The sequence below is a fragment of the Desulfothermus naphthae genome (genome assembly GCF_054657475.1).
This window is the reverse complement of the sequence record NZ_BAAHYQ010000002.1, coordinates 293493-312394: the sequence shown is the minus strand read 5'-3', so window position 1 is coordinate 312394 and position 18902 is coordinate 293493. Positions and strand designations below refer to the sequence as shown.

Annotated in this window: 16 protein-coding genes and 5 tRNA genes; 1 reads left to right on the top strand and 20 read right to left on the bottom strand. The window is 38.2% G+C overall.

Annotated features, from left to right (window positions below; genetic code table 11):
* Positions 1-52 precede the first annotated feature (52 nt).
* The 20 genes from rpoC to rpmE form a co-directional block, all read right to left on the bottom strand.
* A complete protein-coding gene (gene rpoC, locus ACYQ1E_RS10905; protein WP_459879155.1) occupies positions 53-4213 on the bottom strand; it encodes a DNA-directed RNA polymerase subunit beta' in 4161 nt (1386 codons plus the stop codon).
* Between the two features lie 55 nt (positions 4214-4268).
* The gene (rpoB, locus tag ACYQ1E_RS10900; protein WP_459879153.1) at positions 4269-8393 is read right to left on the bottom strand and encodes a DNA-directed RNA polymerase subunit beta; all 4125 of its coding nucleotides are present in this window, start codon (positions 8391-8393) and stop codon (positions 4269-4271) included.
* 159 nt (positions 8394-8552) lie between these two features.
* The gene (gene rplL, locus ACYQ1E_RS10895) at positions 8553-8942 is read right to left on the bottom strand and encodes a 50S ribosomal protein L7/L12 (RefSeq protein ID WP_459879151.1); all 390 of its coding nucleotides are present in this window, start codon (positions 8940-8942) and stop codon (positions 8553-8555) included.
* Between the two features lie 37 nt (positions 8943-8979).
* On the bottom strand, positions 8980-9504 hold the full coding sequence (gene rplJ, locus ACYQ1E_RS10890) for a 50S ribosomal protein L10 (RefSeq protein ID WP_459879149.1): 525 nt from the start codon (positions 9502-9504) through the stop codon (positions 8980-8982).
* A 121-nt stretch (positions 9505-9625) separates the two neighbouring features.
* The gene (gene rplA, locus ACYQ1E_RS10885) at positions 9626-10330 is read right to left on the bottom strand and encodes a 50S ribosomal protein L1 (RefSeq protein WP_459879147.1); all 705 of its coding nucleotides are present in this window, start codon (positions 10328-10330) and stop codon (positions 9626-9628) included.
* A 12-nt stretch (positions 10331-10342) separates the two neighbouring features.
* Positions 10343-10768: a 50S ribosomal protein L11 gene (gene rplK / locus ACYQ1E_RS10880; protein ID WP_459879145.1), complete on the bottom strand. Its 426-nt coding sequence runs from the start codon at positions 10766-10768 to the stop codon at positions 10343-10345.
* Between the two features lie 64 nt (positions 10769-10832).
* Positions 10833-11381, bottom strand: a complete 549-nt coding sequence (gene nusG / locus ACYQ1E_RS10875; RefSeq protein ID WP_459879143.1) for a transcription termination/antitermination protein NusG — start codon at positions 11379-11381, stop codon at positions 10833-10835.
* A gap of 21 nt (positions 11382-11402) precedes the next feature.
* A complete protein-coding gene (gene secE / locus ACYQ1E_RS10870) occupies positions 11403-11630 on the bottom strand; it encodes a preprotein translocase subunit SecE (protein WP_459879141.1) in 228 nt (75 codons plus the stop codon).
* Positions 11631-11649: 19 nt separating this feature from the next.
* Positions 11650-11726, bottom strand: a tRNA-Trp gene (locus ACYQ1E_RS10865).
* Between the two features lie 15 nt (positions 11727-11741).
* Complete coding sequence (gene rpmG, locus ACYQ1E_RS10860) at positions 11742-11888, bottom strand: 50S ribosomal protein L33 (protein ID WP_459879139.1); 147 nt, start codon at positions 11886-11888, stop codon at positions 11742-11744.
* Between the two features lie 4 nt (positions 11889-11892).
* Complete coding sequence (gene tuf, locus ACYQ1E_RS10855; protein ID WP_459879137.1) at positions 11893-13089, bottom strand: elongation factor Tu; 1197 nt, start codon at positions 13087-13089, stop codon at positions 11893-11895.
* A 71-nt stretch (positions 13090-13160) separates the two neighbouring features.
* Positions 13161-13233: transfer RNA gene (locus tag ACYQ1E_RS10850), tRNA-Thr, on the bottom strand.
* A gap of 20 nt (positions 13234-13253) precedes the next feature.
* Positions 13254-13327: transfer RNA gene (locus tag ACYQ1E_RS10845), tRNA-Gly, on the bottom strand.
* Positions 13328-13339: 12 nt separating this feature from the next.
* Positions 13340-13422, bottom strand: a tRNA-Tyr gene (locus ACYQ1E_RS10840).
* 7 nt (positions 13423-13429) lie between these two features.
* A tRNA-Thr gene (locus ACYQ1E_RS10835) sits at positions 13430-13502 on the bottom strand.
* Positions 13503-13566: 64 nt separating this feature from the next.
* Positions 13567-14478 (bottom strand): UDP-3-O-acyl-N-acetylglucosamine deacetylase, encoded by a 912-nt coding sequence (gene lpxC, locus ACYQ1E_RS10830; RefSeq protein ID WP_459879135.1) that lies wholly within the window; start codon positions 14476-14478, stop codon positions 13567-13569.
* 122 nt (positions 14479-14600) lie between these two features.
* On the bottom strand, positions 14601-15449 hold the full coding sequence (gene prmC / locus ACYQ1E_RS10825; RefSeq protein ID WP_459879133.1) for a peptide chain release factor N(5)-glutamine methyltransferase: 849 nt from the start codon (positions 15447-15449) through the stop codon (positions 14601-14603).
* A 77-nt stretch (positions 15450-15526) separates the two neighbouring features.
* On the bottom strand, positions 15527-16594 hold the full coding sequence (prfA, locus tag ACYQ1E_RS10820; RefSeq protein ID WP_459879360.1) for a peptide chain release factor 1: 1068 nt from the start codon (positions 16592-16594) through the stop codon (positions 15527-15529).
* 41 nt (positions 16595-16635) lie between these two features.
* On the bottom strand, positions 16636-16842 hold the full coding sequence (locus ACYQ1E_RS10815; RefSeq protein WP_459879131.1) for a hypothetical protein: 207 nt from the start codon (positions 16840-16842) through the stop codon (positions 16636-16638).
* Between the two features lie 12 nt (positions 16843-16854).
* Positions 16855-17058, bottom strand: a complete 204-nt coding sequence (gene rpmE / locus ACYQ1E_RS10810; protein WP_459879129.1) for a 50S ribosomal protein L31 — start codon at positions 17056-17058, stop codon at positions 16855-16857.
* A 290-nt stretch (positions 17059-17348) separates the two neighbouring features.
* Between rpmE and ACYQ1E_RS10805 the strand changes: the two genes are divergently transcribed.
* A complete protein-coding gene (locus tag ACYQ1E_RS10805) occupies positions 17349-18890 on the top strand; it encodes an FG-GAP-like repeat-containing protein (RefSeq protein WP_459879127.1) in 1542 nt (513 codons plus the stop codon).
* Positions 18891-18902: the final 12 nt, after the last annotated feature.

Genomic DNA, 18902 nt, shown 5'->3' with positions numbered 1-18902 from the left:
TATTTTCTATATAGTGTCAATCACTGAATATCCATTGTGGGTAATTATTTTTCTAATATTCTTCCTCTTCACTCCATAACTCCTTTTTCAGTTCATCTAAAAATAGCTCCGGATTCTCTGGTTGTTCAGGAACCTCAATTTCAAGATTAAGGTAAGACCTAAATCCTGTACCTGCTGGGATCAATCTTCCAACAATGACATTTTCTTTCAGTCCTCTTAAGTAATCCACCTTCCCTTGAAGGGCAGCTTCTGTCAAAACCTTTGTAGTTTCTTGAAATGAAGCTGCTGAAATAAACGATTCAGTGGAAAGAGAAGCCTGAGTAATTCCCAAAACAAGTGGTTCAGCCACTGCAGGTCTTAGACCTTTTTCTACTGCCTTCATGTTTTCTTCTAAAAATTTATGCTTTTCCACATGCTCACCAATAAGAAAATTGGTATCTCCAGGATCCACAATATTTACCTTCCTGAGCATCTGACGAACAATTATCTCTATATGTTTATCGTTAATATTTACTCCCTGATATCTATATACCTCCTGGATCTCATCAACAAGATATTTTGCCAGGAATTTTTCACCTTTTATTTTTAATAAATCATGGAGTTCTGGGGAACCTTCAGTTAAAAAGTCCCCAGCTTTCACATAATCACCCTCTTGTACTAAGATATGTCTTCCCTTTGGCACCAGATATTCCTTGGGATCTCCTGTCTCTGGAGTTACAATAATTCTACGCTTGCCCTTAATATCAGGACCAAAGCTAACTACTCCGTCTATCTCAGATATAATGGCCATTTCCTTTGGCTTTCTTACTTCAAATAGTTCTGCTACCCTTGGAAGACCACCAACAATATCTTTTATTTTTGCAGTTTCTCTTGGTTTTCTGGCTATAATATCACCAGCATGCACCCTCTGACCTTCTTCAACCATCAAAATCGCACCCACTGGCAAATAATACACTGCCTCGAGTGAAGAGTTGGGTCTGTTTTTTACTTCTCCATTTTCATCTGTAATGGAAATACTTGGTCTGTAATTAGTGGATCTGTATTCAACTATGGTTTTAGTAGCCTTATTTGTTATTTCATCCACCTTTTCCTCATATGTCATTCCCTCTACAATATCACTATAGTGAACAATACCATCCACATCTACAATAAATGGTTCTTGAAATGGATCCCACTCTGCAATAAGTTGCCCTTTTTTCACCATATCATCCCTTTTAACGTGTAATCTTGCACCAATTGGCAAAGTATATCTTTCTCGTTCTCTGCCTTGTTCGTCAACAATTCCAATTTGACCATTTCTACCAATAACTAATAAATTACCTTCTCTGTTTTCTACTGTCCTCACTCCATTAAAGGTGATCCTTCCAGAATAGCGGGCAACTATTGAAGATTGTTCAATCTCTTTAGATGCAGTACCACCAATATGAAAGGTACGCATTGTTAGCTGTGTTCCAGGCTCACCAATGGATTGGGCTGCAATTATACCAACAGCCTCTCCTACATTAACAAGATGTCCCCTGGCCAAATCTCTTCCATAACAATAAGCGCATACACCTCTTTTACTCTGACAGGTTAAAACAGACCTGATTATTACCGAATTTATTCCTATCTCATCAATAAGCCTGGCCTTTTCTTCATCAATCATGGTGTTGGCAGGCACCAATACCTCACCAGTCTCTGGATGTAAAATATCCATTAGGGCTATTCTACCCAACACCCTACTAAAAAGCTCTTCTTGAACTTCTCCTGGTTTGATTTCCCTTGTAATCTCAATTCCGTCAACAGTTCCGCAATCTAATTCAGAGACAATTACATCCTGAACTACATCTACCAATCTTCTGGTAAGATATCCAGAGTTTGCTGTTTTAAGGGCTGTATCTGCAAGACCTTTTCTTGCACCATGGGTAGATGTAAAGTATTCCAACACAGACAATCCTTCTCTAAAAGACGAGATAATTGGAGTTTCAATAATCTCTCCAGAAGGTTTAGCCATAAGGCCTCTCATTCCAGCGAGCTGCCTCATCTGATCAGGATTACCTCTAGATCCTGAATGGCTCATCATATAAATCGGGTTCAGGCTGTCATTTTCTACCTCTTCGCCTGTCTTGGGATCGACCAAGATATCTTTGGAAATTTCTTCCATCATCATCTTGGCAACCTCATTGGTGGCCTTGGTCCAAACATCAACTACTTTATTATATCTCTCTGTTCTGGTAATTATACCTTCTCTATGCTGATTTAAAATTTCCTCAGCCTCCCGCCTGGCAGCTTCAATGATCTCTTTTTTCTTTGATGGTAATTTTAAATCTTTAACAGAAATTGTTACTCCCGCCCTTGTTGCATATTCAAATCCAAGATCCTTCAATTTATCACATAAAATCACTGTGGCTTTGGTCCCTGCACGATGATATGCCTCTGCAACTAATCGCGCGATACTCTTTTTATTCATAACACAATTTACCAATTCAAAAGGGACTTCTTTAGGTAGAAGTTGCCCTATCAGAACCCTACCTGCACAGGTCTCAACCAATTTTCCATCCATTCTTACTTTTATTTTTGCATGTATGGAAATAACTCCCGCATCATAAGCAGCAATCACTTCCTCTGGATCTGAAAAAATCTTTCCTTCACCTGGTTCAAATGACCTTATAAGCGACATAAAATAAAGCCCTAAAACTATATCCTGCGATGGGAGTATTATAGGATTTCCATTTGCTGGAGATAAAATATTATTGGTTGACATAAGAAGCACTCTACACTCTATTCTGGCCTCAATGGATAGGGGAACATGCACAGCCATTTGATCACCATCAAAATCTGCATTGTAAGGAGTACATACTAATGGATGCAGCTGAATTGCCTTGCCTTCCACAAGTAAAGGCTCAAATGCCTGAATTCCCAGCCTGTGAAGAGTAGGAGCTCTATTTAGAAGTATAGGATATTCTTTAACAATCTCTTCCAGTGCATCCCATACAACCACATCTTCTCGCTCAACCATCCTCTTTGCACTCTTTATAGTGGAGGCATATCCTTTTTCTTCTAACTTATGGTAAATAAAGGGTTTAAACAGCTCCAGGGCCATTTTTTTTGGAAGACCACATTGATGCAGCTTTAGTTTCGGGCCAACAACAATCACAGATCTGCCTGAATAATCAACCCTTTTTCCAAGGAGATTCTGTCTAAATCTTCCCTGTTTCCCCTTTATCATATCACTTAATGATTTTAAGGGACGTCCATTTGTTCCAGTAATTGCCTTGCCACGCCGGCCGTTGTCTAAAAGGGCATCCACAGCCTCCTGAAGCATCCTTTTTTCATTTCTAATAATAATATCAGGTGCTCCTAATTCTAACAACCGTTTTAATCTATTGTTTCTATTAATTACACGTCTGTAGAGGTCATTTAAATCACTGGTTGCAAACCTTCCTCCATCTAAAGGTACCAGGGGTCTTAAATCTGGTGGAATAACTGGCAGTACTTCTAATATCATCCATTCTGGTTTATTACCAGACTCCAAAAAGGCCTCAACTATTTTTAGCCTTTTGGTTATTTTTTTCTTCTTATTTATTGATTTGGTATTAAAGGTCTCTTGTTTTAATTCATCTCTGAGTTTTTCCAGATCTATCTCCTCTAAAAGTACTTTGATCGCCTCAGCACCCATTCCAACTGAAACAGCATCTTCTCCGTATTTCTCCAATATTTGAACATATTGATCCTCTGTTAAAAGCTGTTTCTTTTTTAAAGAGGTCTGTTTTGGATCTATAACCACATAAGATTCAAAATAGAGGACCTTTTCTACCTCTGCCATGGTCATATCCAAAAGAACACCTATCTTAGAAGGCACAGATTTTAAATACCATATATGAGCCACGGGCGCAGCTAGCTCTATATGACCCATTCTCTCCCTTCTTACCTTGGAAGATATAACTTCAACTCCACACTTTTCACACACAATACCCCTGTGTTTCATCCTCTTGTATTTTCCACAATTACACTCATAGTCTTTCACAGGTCCAAAGATCTTGGCACAAAAAAGTCCATCTCTTTCAGGCTTAAAGGTCCTATAATTAATGGTTTCAGGTTTTTTAACCTCTCCATAAGACCATTCCCTTATCTTTTCTGGAGAGGCCATGGATATTTTTATGCCTATTAAATCTTGCGATGTTACTTGAACATCAGTACCACTTTGCATTGTATAAAGTTCATCTAAGGACATAATTTTTTCTTCTCCTTGAAAAAAGTTTTATTTCAAGGGACTATTTACTATATCTTTAATCAATTACATCTATCTTTTTCTTTAAACTTTGTTTTTTTCTCTTATCCACAATGAGTTCCACATCAAGTGCTAGAGCCATCAATTCTTTTACTAATACATTAAATGATTCTGGCATAGCTGAGGTCAGATAGTTTTGTCCTCGTACAATATTCTCATACATTTTCACCCTACCATGGACATCATCTGACTTAACAGTCAAAAACTCCTGTAATAAGTAAGCTGCTCCATAAGCTTCCAAGGCCCAAACCTCCATCTCGCCTAACCTCTGACCACCAAACTGGGCCTTTCCACCTAGAGGTTGTTGTGTCACCAAGGAGTATGGACCAGTAGAACGGGCATGTATCTTTTCATCAACCAGATGATGTAATTTCATCATATAAATATAACCTACTGTAACTGGACTATAAAAAGGTTCTCCTGTTCTACCATCATAGAGAACAACTTTACCATCATCTGGAAGCCCGGCCTTTTTAAGGAGTTTCCAGATCTCTTCTTCAGTAGCACCATCAAAAACAGGGGTTTTTGCCTGGATACCCTTTTTTAGCGACTTAACCTCCTCTAGAAATTCCTCATCGTCCATCTCGTCTATAATATCATTAATTTCCTTTGAATCAAATATAGCTTTAACTTCCTGTCTCAGTTTATCTATATCAACGGCCTTTTTCGCCATTTCAGCAAGTTGTTCTCCCAGTTCTTTTAATCCCCAACCAAGATGGGTCTCCATGATCTGTCCTATATTCATCCTTGAAGGAACACCTAAAGGGTTTAAGACTATATCAACAGGGGTTCCATCTTTAAAAAATGGCATATCCTCTTCTGGCAAGATACAGGACACAACACCTTTGTTTCCGTGTCTTCCAGCCATCTTATCGCCAACACTTATTTTCCGTTTAATGGCAATATATACCTTTACCATCTTAATTACGCCAGGCGGAAGATCATCTCCCTCAACTGCCTTGGCCCGCTTCTTCTCATATATATTTTGAACAAATTGGATCTTTTTGTTGTATTCCTTAATTATTTCGTCAACCTCTTCATTTACTTCTTTGTTTGAAAAGGCCCCTTTTAATTTTTTCAAAGGAATAGATTCAAACACTGATTTTTTTAACGGCTTGTTAGCTTCTGCCCAAACCTTTCCTTTTTCCTGCTTAACTATAGTCTTGGCAAGATTTTTACCTTTAATCACCTTCCATAGTTTTTCCCGAATAGCAGCTGTTATCCCTTTTATATGCAACTGTTCCTTTCTATCAATCTCCTTTAACTCCTCAGCTTCTATTTCTTTTTTCCTCTCATCCTTTTCTGTAGACCTCCTGTTAAAGACCTGCACATCTATGACAGTACCTTCTATTCCTGGAGGAACTTTGAGGGAGGTGTTCTTTACATCTCTGGCCTTGTCCCCAAAAATTGCTCTTAAGAGCCGTTCTTCAGGAGTTAGCTGAGTCTCTCCCTTTGGAGTGATCTTCCCAACAAGGATACTATCTGGCTTTACCTTGGCACCAATTCTAATTATACCACTTTCATCTAAATCTTTTAACATATCTTCGCTTACATTTGGAATGTCCCTGGTAATCTCTTCTGGTCCTAACTTTGTATCCCTCGCAACCACTTCAAATTCTTCTATATGGATAGAAGTAAAAACATCGTCCTTAACACACCTTTCAGACAATAAAATAGCATCCTCAAAATTATACCCACCCCAGGGCATAAAGGCCACTATTAGATTCTTTCCCAGGGCCAGCTCTCCATCCTTTATACAAGGACCATCAACAAGCATCTGCCTTTTAGATATCCTTTGACCAATTTCAACAATAGGAGTCTGATTATAACAGCTGTTTTGATTTGACTTTTGAAACTTCTCCAACTCATAAATTTTGACTCCACATGTTTCAGGTGCAATGGATTCATCGTCGTATCTTATAATAATCTTTTGAGAATCAACATATTCTACAACTCCATCCCCTTCTGCCAGAAGGCAATTACCAGAATCAGTGGCTACTATGGATTCCATTCCTGTGCCAACCAGAGGTGGTTCACTGATAAGAAGTGGTACTGCCTGTCGTTGCATGTTTGATCCCATAAGGGCCCTGTTTGCATCATCGTGTTCTAAAAAAGGAATAAGGGAAGAAGATACAGACACAATTTGTCTAGGTGAAATATCCATTAAGGTCACCCGTTTTTTATCTACAACCACAAATTCACCCTGTTCCCTAGCTGGGATCTTGTCAGGAATTATATTTCCATCCTCATCTATTTGGTCTGTAGCCTGTGCAATTATATGATTTTCTTCCTCCTGGGCATCCATATATGCAATTTCATCTGTTACCTTTCCATTTTCAACTTTGAGATAAGGGGTCTCAATAAAACCATATTTATTTACTTTCGCATATGTAGTTAGAGAAACAATAAGACCAATATTTGGACCTTCAGGAGTTTCAATGGGACAAATCCTTCCATAATGACTGGGATGAACGTCTCTGACCTCAAATCCAGCACGTTCTCTAGTAAGACCACCAGGACCAAGGGCAGAGAGCCTTCTTTTGTGTGTTACTTCAGACAAAGGATTTGTCTGATCCATAAATTGAGAAAGCTGGGAAGTACCAAAAAATTCCTTGACCACTGCTATGACTGGCTTTGGATTAATAAGGTCATGGGGCATTAGGGTGGCAACTTCTTGCTGGCTCATTCTCTCTTTTATGGCACGCTCCATTCTGACCAGTCCAATCCTAAACTGATTTTCCACCAGTTCACCAACTGATCTCACTCTTCTATTTCCAAGGTGATCTATATCATCTGCTGGTCCATGGGTGTCTTTGAGCCTGATTAACTTCTTTACTGTGAGCAATATGTCTTCATTAGTAAGCACCCTGAGATCCATTGGCAGATTGTGGCCCAACCGTTTATTTAACTTATATCTCCCAACTATTGAAAGGTCATAATAATCTGGATTCGAAAAGATATTTTCGAAAAATGTCTTTGCCACATCAGGGGTTGGTGGAGAACTCGGCCTAAGACGTCTATAAATCTCTACTTGAGCACTTTGTTGGTCAATAGTTCTATCAACTTCCAAGGTCTTTAAAATTGAATCTGATATGTCCAAACCTTTAGTATGAAACACCTTAAGAAGATATTCTCCTCTATTAGACAAAATATCTAAGAGTTCTGGAGTCATCCTGTCACCAACACTAGCTAGTACTTCTCCTGTATCCTCATCCACTATTTCTTCTGCAATATATTCATCTTGAAGAGTGTGGGGATCCACCTCTAACCACTCAACTCCTTTATTGACCAAAACAGCCCACATGGCCTTATTTAACTCACTCCCTTTGTGAAATAAGATATTTCCTTCATTATCATAGACATCACTAAATAACCTTTCCCTTCTAAAAAATTCTTTTTTAACCTCTCTATAAACTTTATCTCCTACAATTTTATAAATTTCAGTATCATAGAAATAGTTTAAAATTTCCTCTTTTGTCAGCCCCATTGCCTTAAAAAGAATAGTTGCTGGCATCTTTCTGCGTCTATCTATTCTAACATAGAGTATATCCTTGTGATCAAATTCAAAGTCCAACCATGATCCACGCATTGGGATTATTCTGGCATTATACAACACCTTTTTACTGGCATGGGTTTTTCCTGCATCGTGATCAAATAAAATACCTGGTGAACGCTGAAGCTGATTTACCACTACACGCTCTGTACCATTAATTATAAAAGTAGCCCTATCTGTCATAAGGGGAATAGTACCAAAATAAATATCTTGTTCCTTTATATCACGAATAGAACGAGTCTCTGTCTCTTCGTCAATATCATATACAATTAAACGCACTTTTAATCTTATAGGGGCTTCATAGGTAAGTCCTTTAATTAAACATTCCTTTACATCATATTTTGGTTCGCCAATCTCATAACTAACATATTCCAGGCGGGCAGTTTTGTAAAAATCTTCTATGGGAAATACTGATCTGAAAGCTGCTTCAAGACCTATATCCTCCCTTCTACTTGCAGGAGGCACATCCTTTTGTAAAAATTCCCTATAAGATTCCTTTTGAAGCTGTAAGAGATATGGAGTATCTAAAACTTCTTTTATCTTTCCAAACTTCTTTATAAGTTTTCCCATAATTTCACCTTAAATATATGGATTGGACTTAAATTTTAAAAATTTTTGATATAAATCATTAACTTTTAACTTTACAATAAACGGAGAGATACAAACCGCTTGGGGGGAAATAAAAAAGGCAGCAAGGACAAAAAATCCTGCCACCTTTTTTTCTTAATATTATTTAAGCTCAACAGTTGCACCAGCTTCTTCAAGCTGCTTCTTGGCTTCTTCTGCTTCTTCCTTGGATACTCCTTCTTTGATTACAGATGGTACTTCATCTACCTTGGCCTTAGCTTCTTTAAGACCCAATGAAGTTAGCGCCCTAATCGCCTTAATAACTGCGATTTTATTACCGCCAACCTCTTTTAAGACTACGTCAAATTCTGTCTTTTCTTCTTCCTGAGCACCCCCTGCTTCGCCTCCTGGAGCTGCAACGCCGGCTACTGCTGCTACTGGAGTTGCTGAAACTCCAAATTTTTCTTCTAATTCTTTAATAAACTCGGCTAACTCTAATACTGTCATGTTTGAAATAAATTCAATGACTTGTTCCTTTGTAATCTCTGACATCTGTTCCTCCTTAAAATATTTTGGGCTTTGGCTTCCTTTAACTTTGTTTTTGGTCTTTTATGCCTTGGAGGGCGTATAATAAACCTCTGAGCAAGTTGGCAAAAAGACACACAAAATTCGTTGGTACAGCATTTAATGTACACAACATCTGAGATAACATCTCTTGTTTAGAAGCAAGTTTTGACAATTGTTCAATCCTTGCCTCATCAAGCAACTCACCCTCAAAGGCTCCAAACTTGATCTTAAAATCCTTGTTCTTTTTCTTGTACTCGCCTAGCACCTTTGCAGCTACCACTGGATCATCATATCCAAAGGCAAAGGCACAATTCTCTTTCAGTTGATCCGCCAAGATCTCAAATTGACTTCCCTTTAAGGCACGTTGTGCAAGCGTATTTTTAACAACTTGAAATTCCACACCCTTTTCTCTCAACATCCCCCTTAATGCTTCCATTTCCTCAACTGTAAGTCCTTTAAAATCAGTAACAAGGATTATACTTGCCTTTTCAACCCTTTGCTTTATTTTTTGTATTAGTTCTGCCTTTTCTTTACGTGTCTTACTCACTTCCACCTCCCAATATAAAGAGCCAAAGCCGGTCTCGGCAGGCAATTAAGGCTTGAATGCCACCTGCTGTCTTTGACTCTTATATGCTTTTATGCATATTTTTTTATTTTTTAACGAGATTTTATTCAATGTAACTTGGTATCTTTGTTGTGTCTATTTTTATTCCTGGCCCCATTGTTGTGGATATAGCCATACCAAGAAAATATGCCCCTTTCACACTCTGTGGTTTTGCTTTATTGATACTATCAAGTAATGCCTGGATATTCTCCTTAAGCTTCTCAGCTCCAAAGGAGACCTTACCAACAGGGGCGTGTATTATGCCAGCCTTATCCACCTTATATTCAACCATACCTTTTTTTAATTCAGATATTGCCTTCCCTATATCAAAGGTTACAGTACCTGTCTTGGCGTTTGGCATAAGTCCTCTAGGACCTAATATCCTTCCCACCTTACCAACCTGAGACATCATATCAGGAGTTGCAACTGCCTTGTCAAATTCGAGCCAACCATCCTGAATTTTCTGAATTAGGTCCTCTGCACCTACCACATCAGCCCCAGCTTCCTGGGCTTCTTGTTGTTTTTCCCCTTTACAAAAGGCAATAACCCTTATCTGTTTACCCAGGCCATGGGGCAATGCAATTCCTCCTCTGACCATTTGGTCAGAATATTTGGGATTAACACCTAGTCGCACAGCAACATCCACTGTCTCATCAAAGGAGGCAAAGGCTATATCCAGTGCTAACTTAATAGCCTCATCTAATTCATACCTTCTATTCTCTACCTTTTTCTTTGCTTCTAAATATTTTTTTCCTCTTTTTTTTGCCATGATTATACCCCATTATTTAACAACTTCAATACCCATTGAACGGGCAGTTCCAATTATGGTCCTAACTGCAGCATCAAGGTCGGTACAATTCAAATCAGGCATCTTTATCTTTGCAATTTCTTCCACTTGCTGCATTGTAACCTTACCCACAATATCCTTTTTCGGCTCACTAGAACCCTTATCTACTTTTGCTGCCTTTTTAAGCAACACAGATGCAGGAGGAGTCTTTGTGATAAATGTAAAGGACCTATCCTGGTAAACGGTTATTACAACTGGTATAATCATGCCCTTTTGATCAGAGGTCTTTGCATTAAAGGCCTTACAAAACTCCATAATATTTACACCATGCTGACCTAAAGCAGGTCCTACAGGTGGTGACGGATTAGCTGATCCAGCAGGAATCTGCAACTTAATCTTTGCTATTTCTTTCTTTGCCATAATCTCCTTCCTTCACTTCTGGATTAATCCTCGCACCATAGATTCACATAATCTAAGGTGCTAATTACTGTGTCTTTGATACCTGGACAAAGTCCAGTTCTACTGGAGTACTCCTTCCAAAAATTGAAACGCTTACTTTTAGTGTCCCCTTATCCTGGTTTACTTCTTCAACGTATCCATCAAAATTTGCAAATGGCCCATCTATGACCAACACCCTATCTCCTGGCTGAAAATCATACTTTGGCCTCGGTTGTTCCTGTCTTTGTTCAATGAGTTTTAGCAAGGCTTCTGCCTCAGAATCTTTAAGAGGTACAGGTCTAGTCCTATGACCAATAAAACCAGTGACCTTTGGTATTTGCCTCACCATATGCCACGACTCATCGGTCAACACCATTTTAACAAGGACGTATCCTGGATAAAATTTTCTCGTTGTGGTCTTTTTTTGACCCCTTACCATCTCAACCACCTTTTCAGTTGGAACTACCACATCTTCAATATAGTCCTTGGCTTTGCCCCTCTTAATCATCTCCCGTATAGTCTTCTCTACTTTATATTCACACCCAGTTAAAGTTTGCACAATATACCATTTGGCTTGTTGCTTTTTTTCTTCCATAGTGCCCTTAACTTTGTTTTTTTAAGACAAAATGACTTGAACTATTTTTGATAGGATTATATCAACAATCCCTAAATAGACAGAAACAATTAAAACCAACACCAAGACCGATGTACAGATGGCTATTGTCTGCTTCTGGGAAGGATAAGCCACCTTTTTCATCTCTATCTTGGATTCTTCAAAGAATTCTATAAATCTTTGAATAGGATTCTTTTTACTTTGGGATGATTTCTTTTTATTTTTTTTCATAATCACACACAAAAAAAATTGGCAGGCCAGGAGGGATTCGAACCCCCAACCACCGGATTTGGAGTCCGACGCTCTGCCAATTAGAGCTACTGGCCTGCGCTAAAAGCTTTTTTATTTTGTTTCCTTATGGATTACATGCTTTCCACATCTTGGACAAAACTTCCTCAGCTCCAACTTAGCTGTATTTCTCTTATTTTTTGTAGTAGAATAATTTTTTGACTTACACTCAGTGCAACGTAGTTGTACTTTAATTCTCATTTTCTTACTCCAATATCTCCGAAACTACACCTGCTCCAACAGTTCTTCCACCTTCTCTTATCGCAAACCTCAGTCCCTTCTCCATGGCTATCGGCGCTATCAACTCCACCTCAAATTGGGCATTGTCGCCAGGCATCACCATCTCTACTCCCTCTTCTAACTTTATCACTCCTGTCACATCTGTTGTCCTAAAATAAAACTGCGGTCTATATCCTGTGAAAAATGGTGTGTGACGACCTCCCTCTTCCTTCTTTAACACATATACCTCTGCCTTAAATTTCGTGTGCGGCGTTATACTCCCTGGCTGAGCCACTACCTGACCTCGCTCTACCTCATCCCTCTTTATTCCCCTTAACAATATCCCTACATTGTCTCCTGCCTGTCCCTGATCCAAGGTCTTCCTAAACATCTCTACACCCGTTACCACTGTCTTCTTTGTCTCACCTAATCCTACTATCTCTACCTCATCTCCTACCTTCACAACTCCACGCTCTATCCTACCTGTTACTACCGTCCCCCTTCCTGATATACTAAACACATCCTCTATTGGCATCAAAAATGGCTTGTCTATCTCCCTCACTGGCTCAGGTATATAGGAATCTACCGCATCCATTAACTCAAATATACACTTCGCATCTTCACTATCTGGATCATCACTCTCTAATGCCTTCAATGCACTACCATGTATTACTGGCACATCATCCCCTGGAAAATCATACTGACTAAGAAGTTCCCTCACCTCTAACTCTACCAACTCCAACAATTCCTCATCATCTACTAAATCTACCTTGTTCAAAAATACCACTATACTCGGAACCCCTACCTGCCTCGCTAGCAATATATGCTCCCTTGTCTGGGGCATTGGTCCATCTGTGGCTGCTACTACCAATATCGCACCATCCATCTGAGCCGCACCTGTTATCATGTTCTTTATATAGTCAGCATGACCCGGACAATCCACATGCGCATAATGCCTATTCGGTGTCTCATACTCAACATGCGCTGTGGCTATGGTTATTCCCCTCTCCTTCTCCTCCGGTGCCTTGTCTATCTCATCAAATGGTACATACTCAGCTGTCCCATACTTCAAACTCAACTGCTTTGTTATCGCCGCTGTCAACGTGGTCTTACCATGATCTATGTGACCTATGGTCCCTATGTTTACATGTGGCTTCCGCCTCTCAAACTTCTCCTTCCCCATAAAAACCCCCTGCTTGGATAATGATCTAAATTTGTGCTTCCCCTATTTAACGCCTGCCTCAAAAATGTTTAAGCCCACGACCGGACTTGAACCGGTGACCTCTTCCTTACCAAGGAAGTGCTCCACCTCCTGAGCTACGTGGGCCTAACCTTAAAGACAAAAAAAGCGGGAAACGGGAATCGAACCCGCAACCCCCAGCTTGGAAGGCTGGTGCTCTAGCCAATTGAGCTATTCCCGCTTGTGTCTTTGATGGAGGGGGGTGGATTCGAACCACCGAAGGCGTCAGCCGGCAGATTTACAGTCTGCTCCCTTTGTCCACTCGGGAACCCCTCCTAAACAAAGCTGGCGGTGGGACTTGAACCCGCAACCTGCTGATTACAAGTCAGCTGCTCTACCAATTGAGCTACGCCAGCAACAGAAGATTTTTATAAACACTTCTTTTAAAAAATGCAAGTAAAAAATTAGAATTTTTTTTAGTTAATTATGGGTAGCGAATATACGCTCATATACATATCCTCTACCCATTTTGGAAGGAATTTGTGAAACAGTATCTAAAAATTCATGACGGTGCTCAAATAAATACCTAACAAAGCTTGCATTAAATGCATGTCCAGAACAATATACCTGAAAATATCCTTCTATTTCTCCGCCTAGAAGACTAAGATCCCCTATAAAATCAAGGAGTTTATGTCTTACAGGTTCATCTTCAAATCTTAAACCATCACTATTCAAAACACCCCTGTCATCAAATACAACAGCATTATCCAATGAACCACCTAAAGCTAATCCCTTTTCTTGCATCTCATACACTATATTTAAAAAACCAAATGTTCGGGCTGGAGCTATATGTTGTCTAAACTCTTTTGATGAGTGGGTATAAAAAAAGGCCTGCTTGCCAATTGGCGTACCAGAAAAATCTATAATATAATCAACCTTAAATCCTCTGGCAGGATAGGCCCTTATCCACCTTTTAAAATCACCCCAAATAATAGATTTCTTTAATAAATATTTTACCTTGGGTCTATTAGTAGAACATATTCCAGCAGATTCTAACAACTCTACAAATGGCTTTGCACTTCCATCTAGGACTGGCAGTTCATCACCCTTTACCTCTACAATCACATTATTAATACCTAATCCCCTAATTGCTGCCAGGGCATGTTCCACTGTACCTATCATCTCTCCATTTGAACCAATATTAGTAGCATAATCTGTTGAGACAACATTGTTTACATCAGCTTTTATATATACAAGTTTATTACCTACTTTTTTTAAAAAAACTACCCCCCAACCTTCTGGAGCGGGATGGAAGATCACACTTGCCTTCCTCCCTGTATGTAATCCCTGACCTTTACACTTAACCGCACTTTTTATCGTCTTTTCCATCATAATACCACCTCCGATGGTCATTATGCAAAAAATATTCCTCTGGTAATCTTTTAAAAATCTTAACTTTTAGAAACAGGTAAATGTGGGCTATCACCCACACATTGAGGAAAATTCCACACACTTCAAATTAATTTAGCTGAGACTACTCTCAAATTACCTGCTAAATCCTTATGAGAAAACACATCTTCCCAACACCTTCTATTTTTCAAAAATAACTTTATCTCTTTTATTTGAGAAGAATCCAATTCCATTAAAATCCGTCCTCCCCTTTTTAAAACATCCTCTGCCTGAATAAGAATCTTTTTTGGGATTTCAAGCCCCGTCTGTCCTCCAAATAAAGCCATGTAAGGTTCATAATCTTTTACTTCAACATCAGCTGCAGCTATCATTTGAGGAGACAAGTAGGGAGGATTAGTAACTATAAGATCCAGGCTGTTGAATTTAATGCATGAGATCAAATCAGAATTTACTAATATAAGTCTCTTTGAAACCCCATAGATTTCTATATTTTTCCGGGCAATTTTTAGAGAATCACCTGATAGATCCACTCCAATCCCCAGAAAATTTTCAAATTCCAAGACAAGGGTTATTGCTAGATTACCAGAACCTATTCCCACATCTAAAAATAAAATATTATCCTTGTTCCCGTAAAATTTTTTACACAAATCTATGATAGTCTCTGTGCATGGTCTTGGAATAAGTACAGTGGAATTTACAAAAAAATCCCTGCCATAAAATTCTTTTTTACCCAGGATATAGGCAAGGGGTTCACCCCCTCCCCTTCTCTTTATTAATCTGGAAATATTTTTTATTTCATCTATGGTAAGGTTCTTCCTACTGATTAAAACATCTAGGCGGGTCAAATTGAGACAATGGGCAAATATTAATTCTGCACATAGCTCAGGCGAGTCTACTTTTTTCTCTCTTAAATAGACTTTACACTTTTCTAAATACTCTTGAATAGATATCACTATTGCCTGAATTAAACCTACTTAAACTTACCTTTACGACCTATTTTTGAAGTTTACTTCAGTTTGTTGCTCATTTTTTAAGCAACTAATTCTTTAACTTTCTGTGCTTGATCGTATTGGATTAGGGGCTCAATAATCTCTTCCAAATCACCATTTAAAATTCCCTCCAGATTATAAGTAGTAAGATTTATGCGATGATCTGTCACTCTACCTTGAGGGAAATTATAGGTCCTTATTCGTTCAGACCTATCTCCTGTTCCCACCTGGGCCCTTCTTGTTTCATCTTGTTTTTGTTTTGCTTCTTCTTGTTTTAATTGTAGGAGTCTTGAACGAAGAACCTTCAGTGCCTTTGCTTTATTTTTATGCTGGGATTTTTCATCCTGACAGGTTACCACAATACCAGTAGGGATATGGGTAATTCTCACAGCTGAATCTGTAGTATTTACACTCTGTCCCCCTGGACCTGAGGCCCTGAACACGTCAATCCTCAAATCCTTTGGATCAATTTCAACATCTACTTCTTCTGCTTCAGGTAAAACAGCTACCGTGACAGCAGAGGTATGAATCCTGCCCTGAGATTCTGTAACAGGGACACGCTGGACACGATGTACCCCTGATTCAAACTTTAACTTACTATACACCTTGTCACCAGTGATATTGACAATTACCTCTTTAAATCCCCCTGCTCCAGTTCTATGGGCATCTACTAATTCTACCTTCCATTTATTTTTTTCTGCATAACGAGTATACATGCGAAGCAAATCTGCAGCAAAAAGGGCTGCCTCTTCACCTCCTGTTCCCGCCCGAAGCTCTAAGATAACAGATCTTTTATCTAGAGGATCCTCTGGAATAAGTAGAATCTTTAATTTGTGCTCAAGTTTTTGAATCTTTTTCTCAAGGGATTCAATCTCAGATCTTGCCAATTCTCTGATATCAGGGTCACTATCTTTTACTAATTCTTTATTTTCCTTTAATTCTTCTACTGCGGACTTATATTCTCTATAAGTGTGTACGATTTCTTCTAACTCAGCATGGGACTTAGCCATTTCTTTATATTTTTCTTTATCAGAAAAGGCATCTGGAGAACTTAATTTCTTCTCAAGCTCAATATAGCTTTGTTCAATTTCATCGAGTTTTGATATTATGTTCATGCTCTTACTCTATGAACAAAAACCTATTTTGTGAACTACTCCGCCCTTAGGGACGGAACTTCTAAGGGAGTTTGATAGACCTCTCCTCCCCTTATCCCTCTGGGCAGGTTCACACTACCCTCTCCTCCTCTCCCTGCAAAAAGCAGAGATTCGGAGATACCTTTACCAAGTTTGTAGATTCTTAGTCTGGCTATTCTCTTTAATCCTGTTACAAGAAAAAATGTTTGTATCTCTGCCCACAAAAATAAATGCTCTTACTTAAGGTTATACTTTTTCTTAAATCTATCTATCCTACCAGCAGTATCCACAAAACGCTGTTTACCTGTGTAAAAAGGATGACAGTTAGAGCAAATCTCAACATGGACCTCTTCACCCCTTGTAGATAGGGTCTCAATTTCAAAACCACAGGCACACTTGTAAACTGCCTTATACAACTTAGGATGAATTTTTTCCTTCATATTTAATACCCCCAATTTTTTTTTCAATTAATTCAAAAAAACCACCAGTTAGAATCAAGAAGAAGCTATATAACTCTTAATTGAAAATTTTACAAGTCCTTTTATTGGGTCTTTTTTTCTCTGTCTTTGGGCTGAATAAAACTGTTAATATTAAATTTTAATTTCATTCCAGGTTCTTATTTCAAGACTAAAAACTGTGTCTTTTAAAATCTTCTTTACCTTAAAGATGAGAAATGGTATAGCCCTTTTCGTCAAAATTAAGACAATTGTTTGTTTTTGGAGGATATAAAATGAAAAGATTAGTTTTTATATTTATAATATTTTTTATTGGTAATTATGGGTATACAGCTCAAATCAAAAAATTTTCTGTTCTCCCTTTTAAGGTTAATGGCCCAAGGGAATTCAGGTATCTTTCCCAAGGTATTCAGTCAATGTTAATTTCAAGGTTATCCACTCCATCTAAATTGGAGTTTGTAAAAATAGAACATCCAAGTAAAGATTACACAAAGTTAATACAAGAAAATGAGCTAGATCTTCTTATTTTTGGAGATGTCACAGTAGTGGGTACCAACATCAGTATAGACATAAATGTGCAAAATAAAAAGGGAAAGTCTTTTACTCATAACATATCTGCTTCACAAGATGAGTTACTCACTAAGTTTGATGAAGGTGTGATGTCTATTAAAAATAGAATTTTAGGAATAAAGACAAGGACAAAAAAAAATCAAAACAAACAAGAGAGTTTGGCTGAAACTTATAAGTTGAATCCCTCATTTGAATACATTGGCTCGGCCACAACTTACCAGAAAGAATATATCAGGACACAGTCATTACCATTTGAGATGGTTGGAGTGGATATTGGAGATGGAAATGGCGATGGCAAAAATGAGGTATTTATTTTGTCTCATCATAAGGTTTATGCATATATGCTTATAAAAGGAAAACTAAAAAAACTGGGCGAACGAGATTTTGGGAAAAATTTAAATAGCCTTAATTTAAATGTTTTTGATTCAAATAGAGATGGATATGCAGAAATATTTATCTCTGCTGTAGATAGAGGCGGATCGCCCAGTTCTTTAGTAATGACTTTTAAAAATAATAAATTTAAAATAAAACAGGAAAGATTAAAATTTTTCTTGAATGTTAAAAGGATTCCACCAGATTTTTCCAAAAGGCTCGTTGGCCAGAAATCTGGAATCGGAAGTATTTTTGCTAGAGGTGTACATGAAGTGGTTTCAATAGGAGGAAAATATCAACTAGGTGAAAAGATCAATCTTCCGCAACACTCCAATGTATTTAATTTTACTTACCTGCCAGAAAAAGAATCCTATAAAGTGATAATAGCCGATTCTTCTGATAGGTTAAAGGTCTTTTCAAATGATTTAAATTTATTATATAAAACAAGTAAACCTTATGCTAGTTCCTCCATTGCAATTATCACATCCAATGCCTTGCCAGGTCTAGGGGCAAACGTAACAGATCCCAAAAATATGTATTATGTCCCAACAAGACTTATATGCTATGATCTTGAAAGAAATGGACAATTTGAATTAATTGTTGCTCACAATATGTCTCTATCATCTATGTTCTTCTCCAGATACAGAGAATTTCCAGAGGGCCAAATACATGCCCTGACATGGGATGGTGTGGGGTTGAATATTTTGTGGAAAACAAAGACCATAAAAGGTTCTATAATGGACTATGGAATAAAGGATATAGATAATGATTCTGAAAAAGAACTTTACCTTGGAATAAATACCCACCCTGGTCCTGTTGGTTTTAGAAAAAAAAGAACTATAATTTTGATTTATGAACTTAATCTGAAAAAATAGATACCTGAAAAA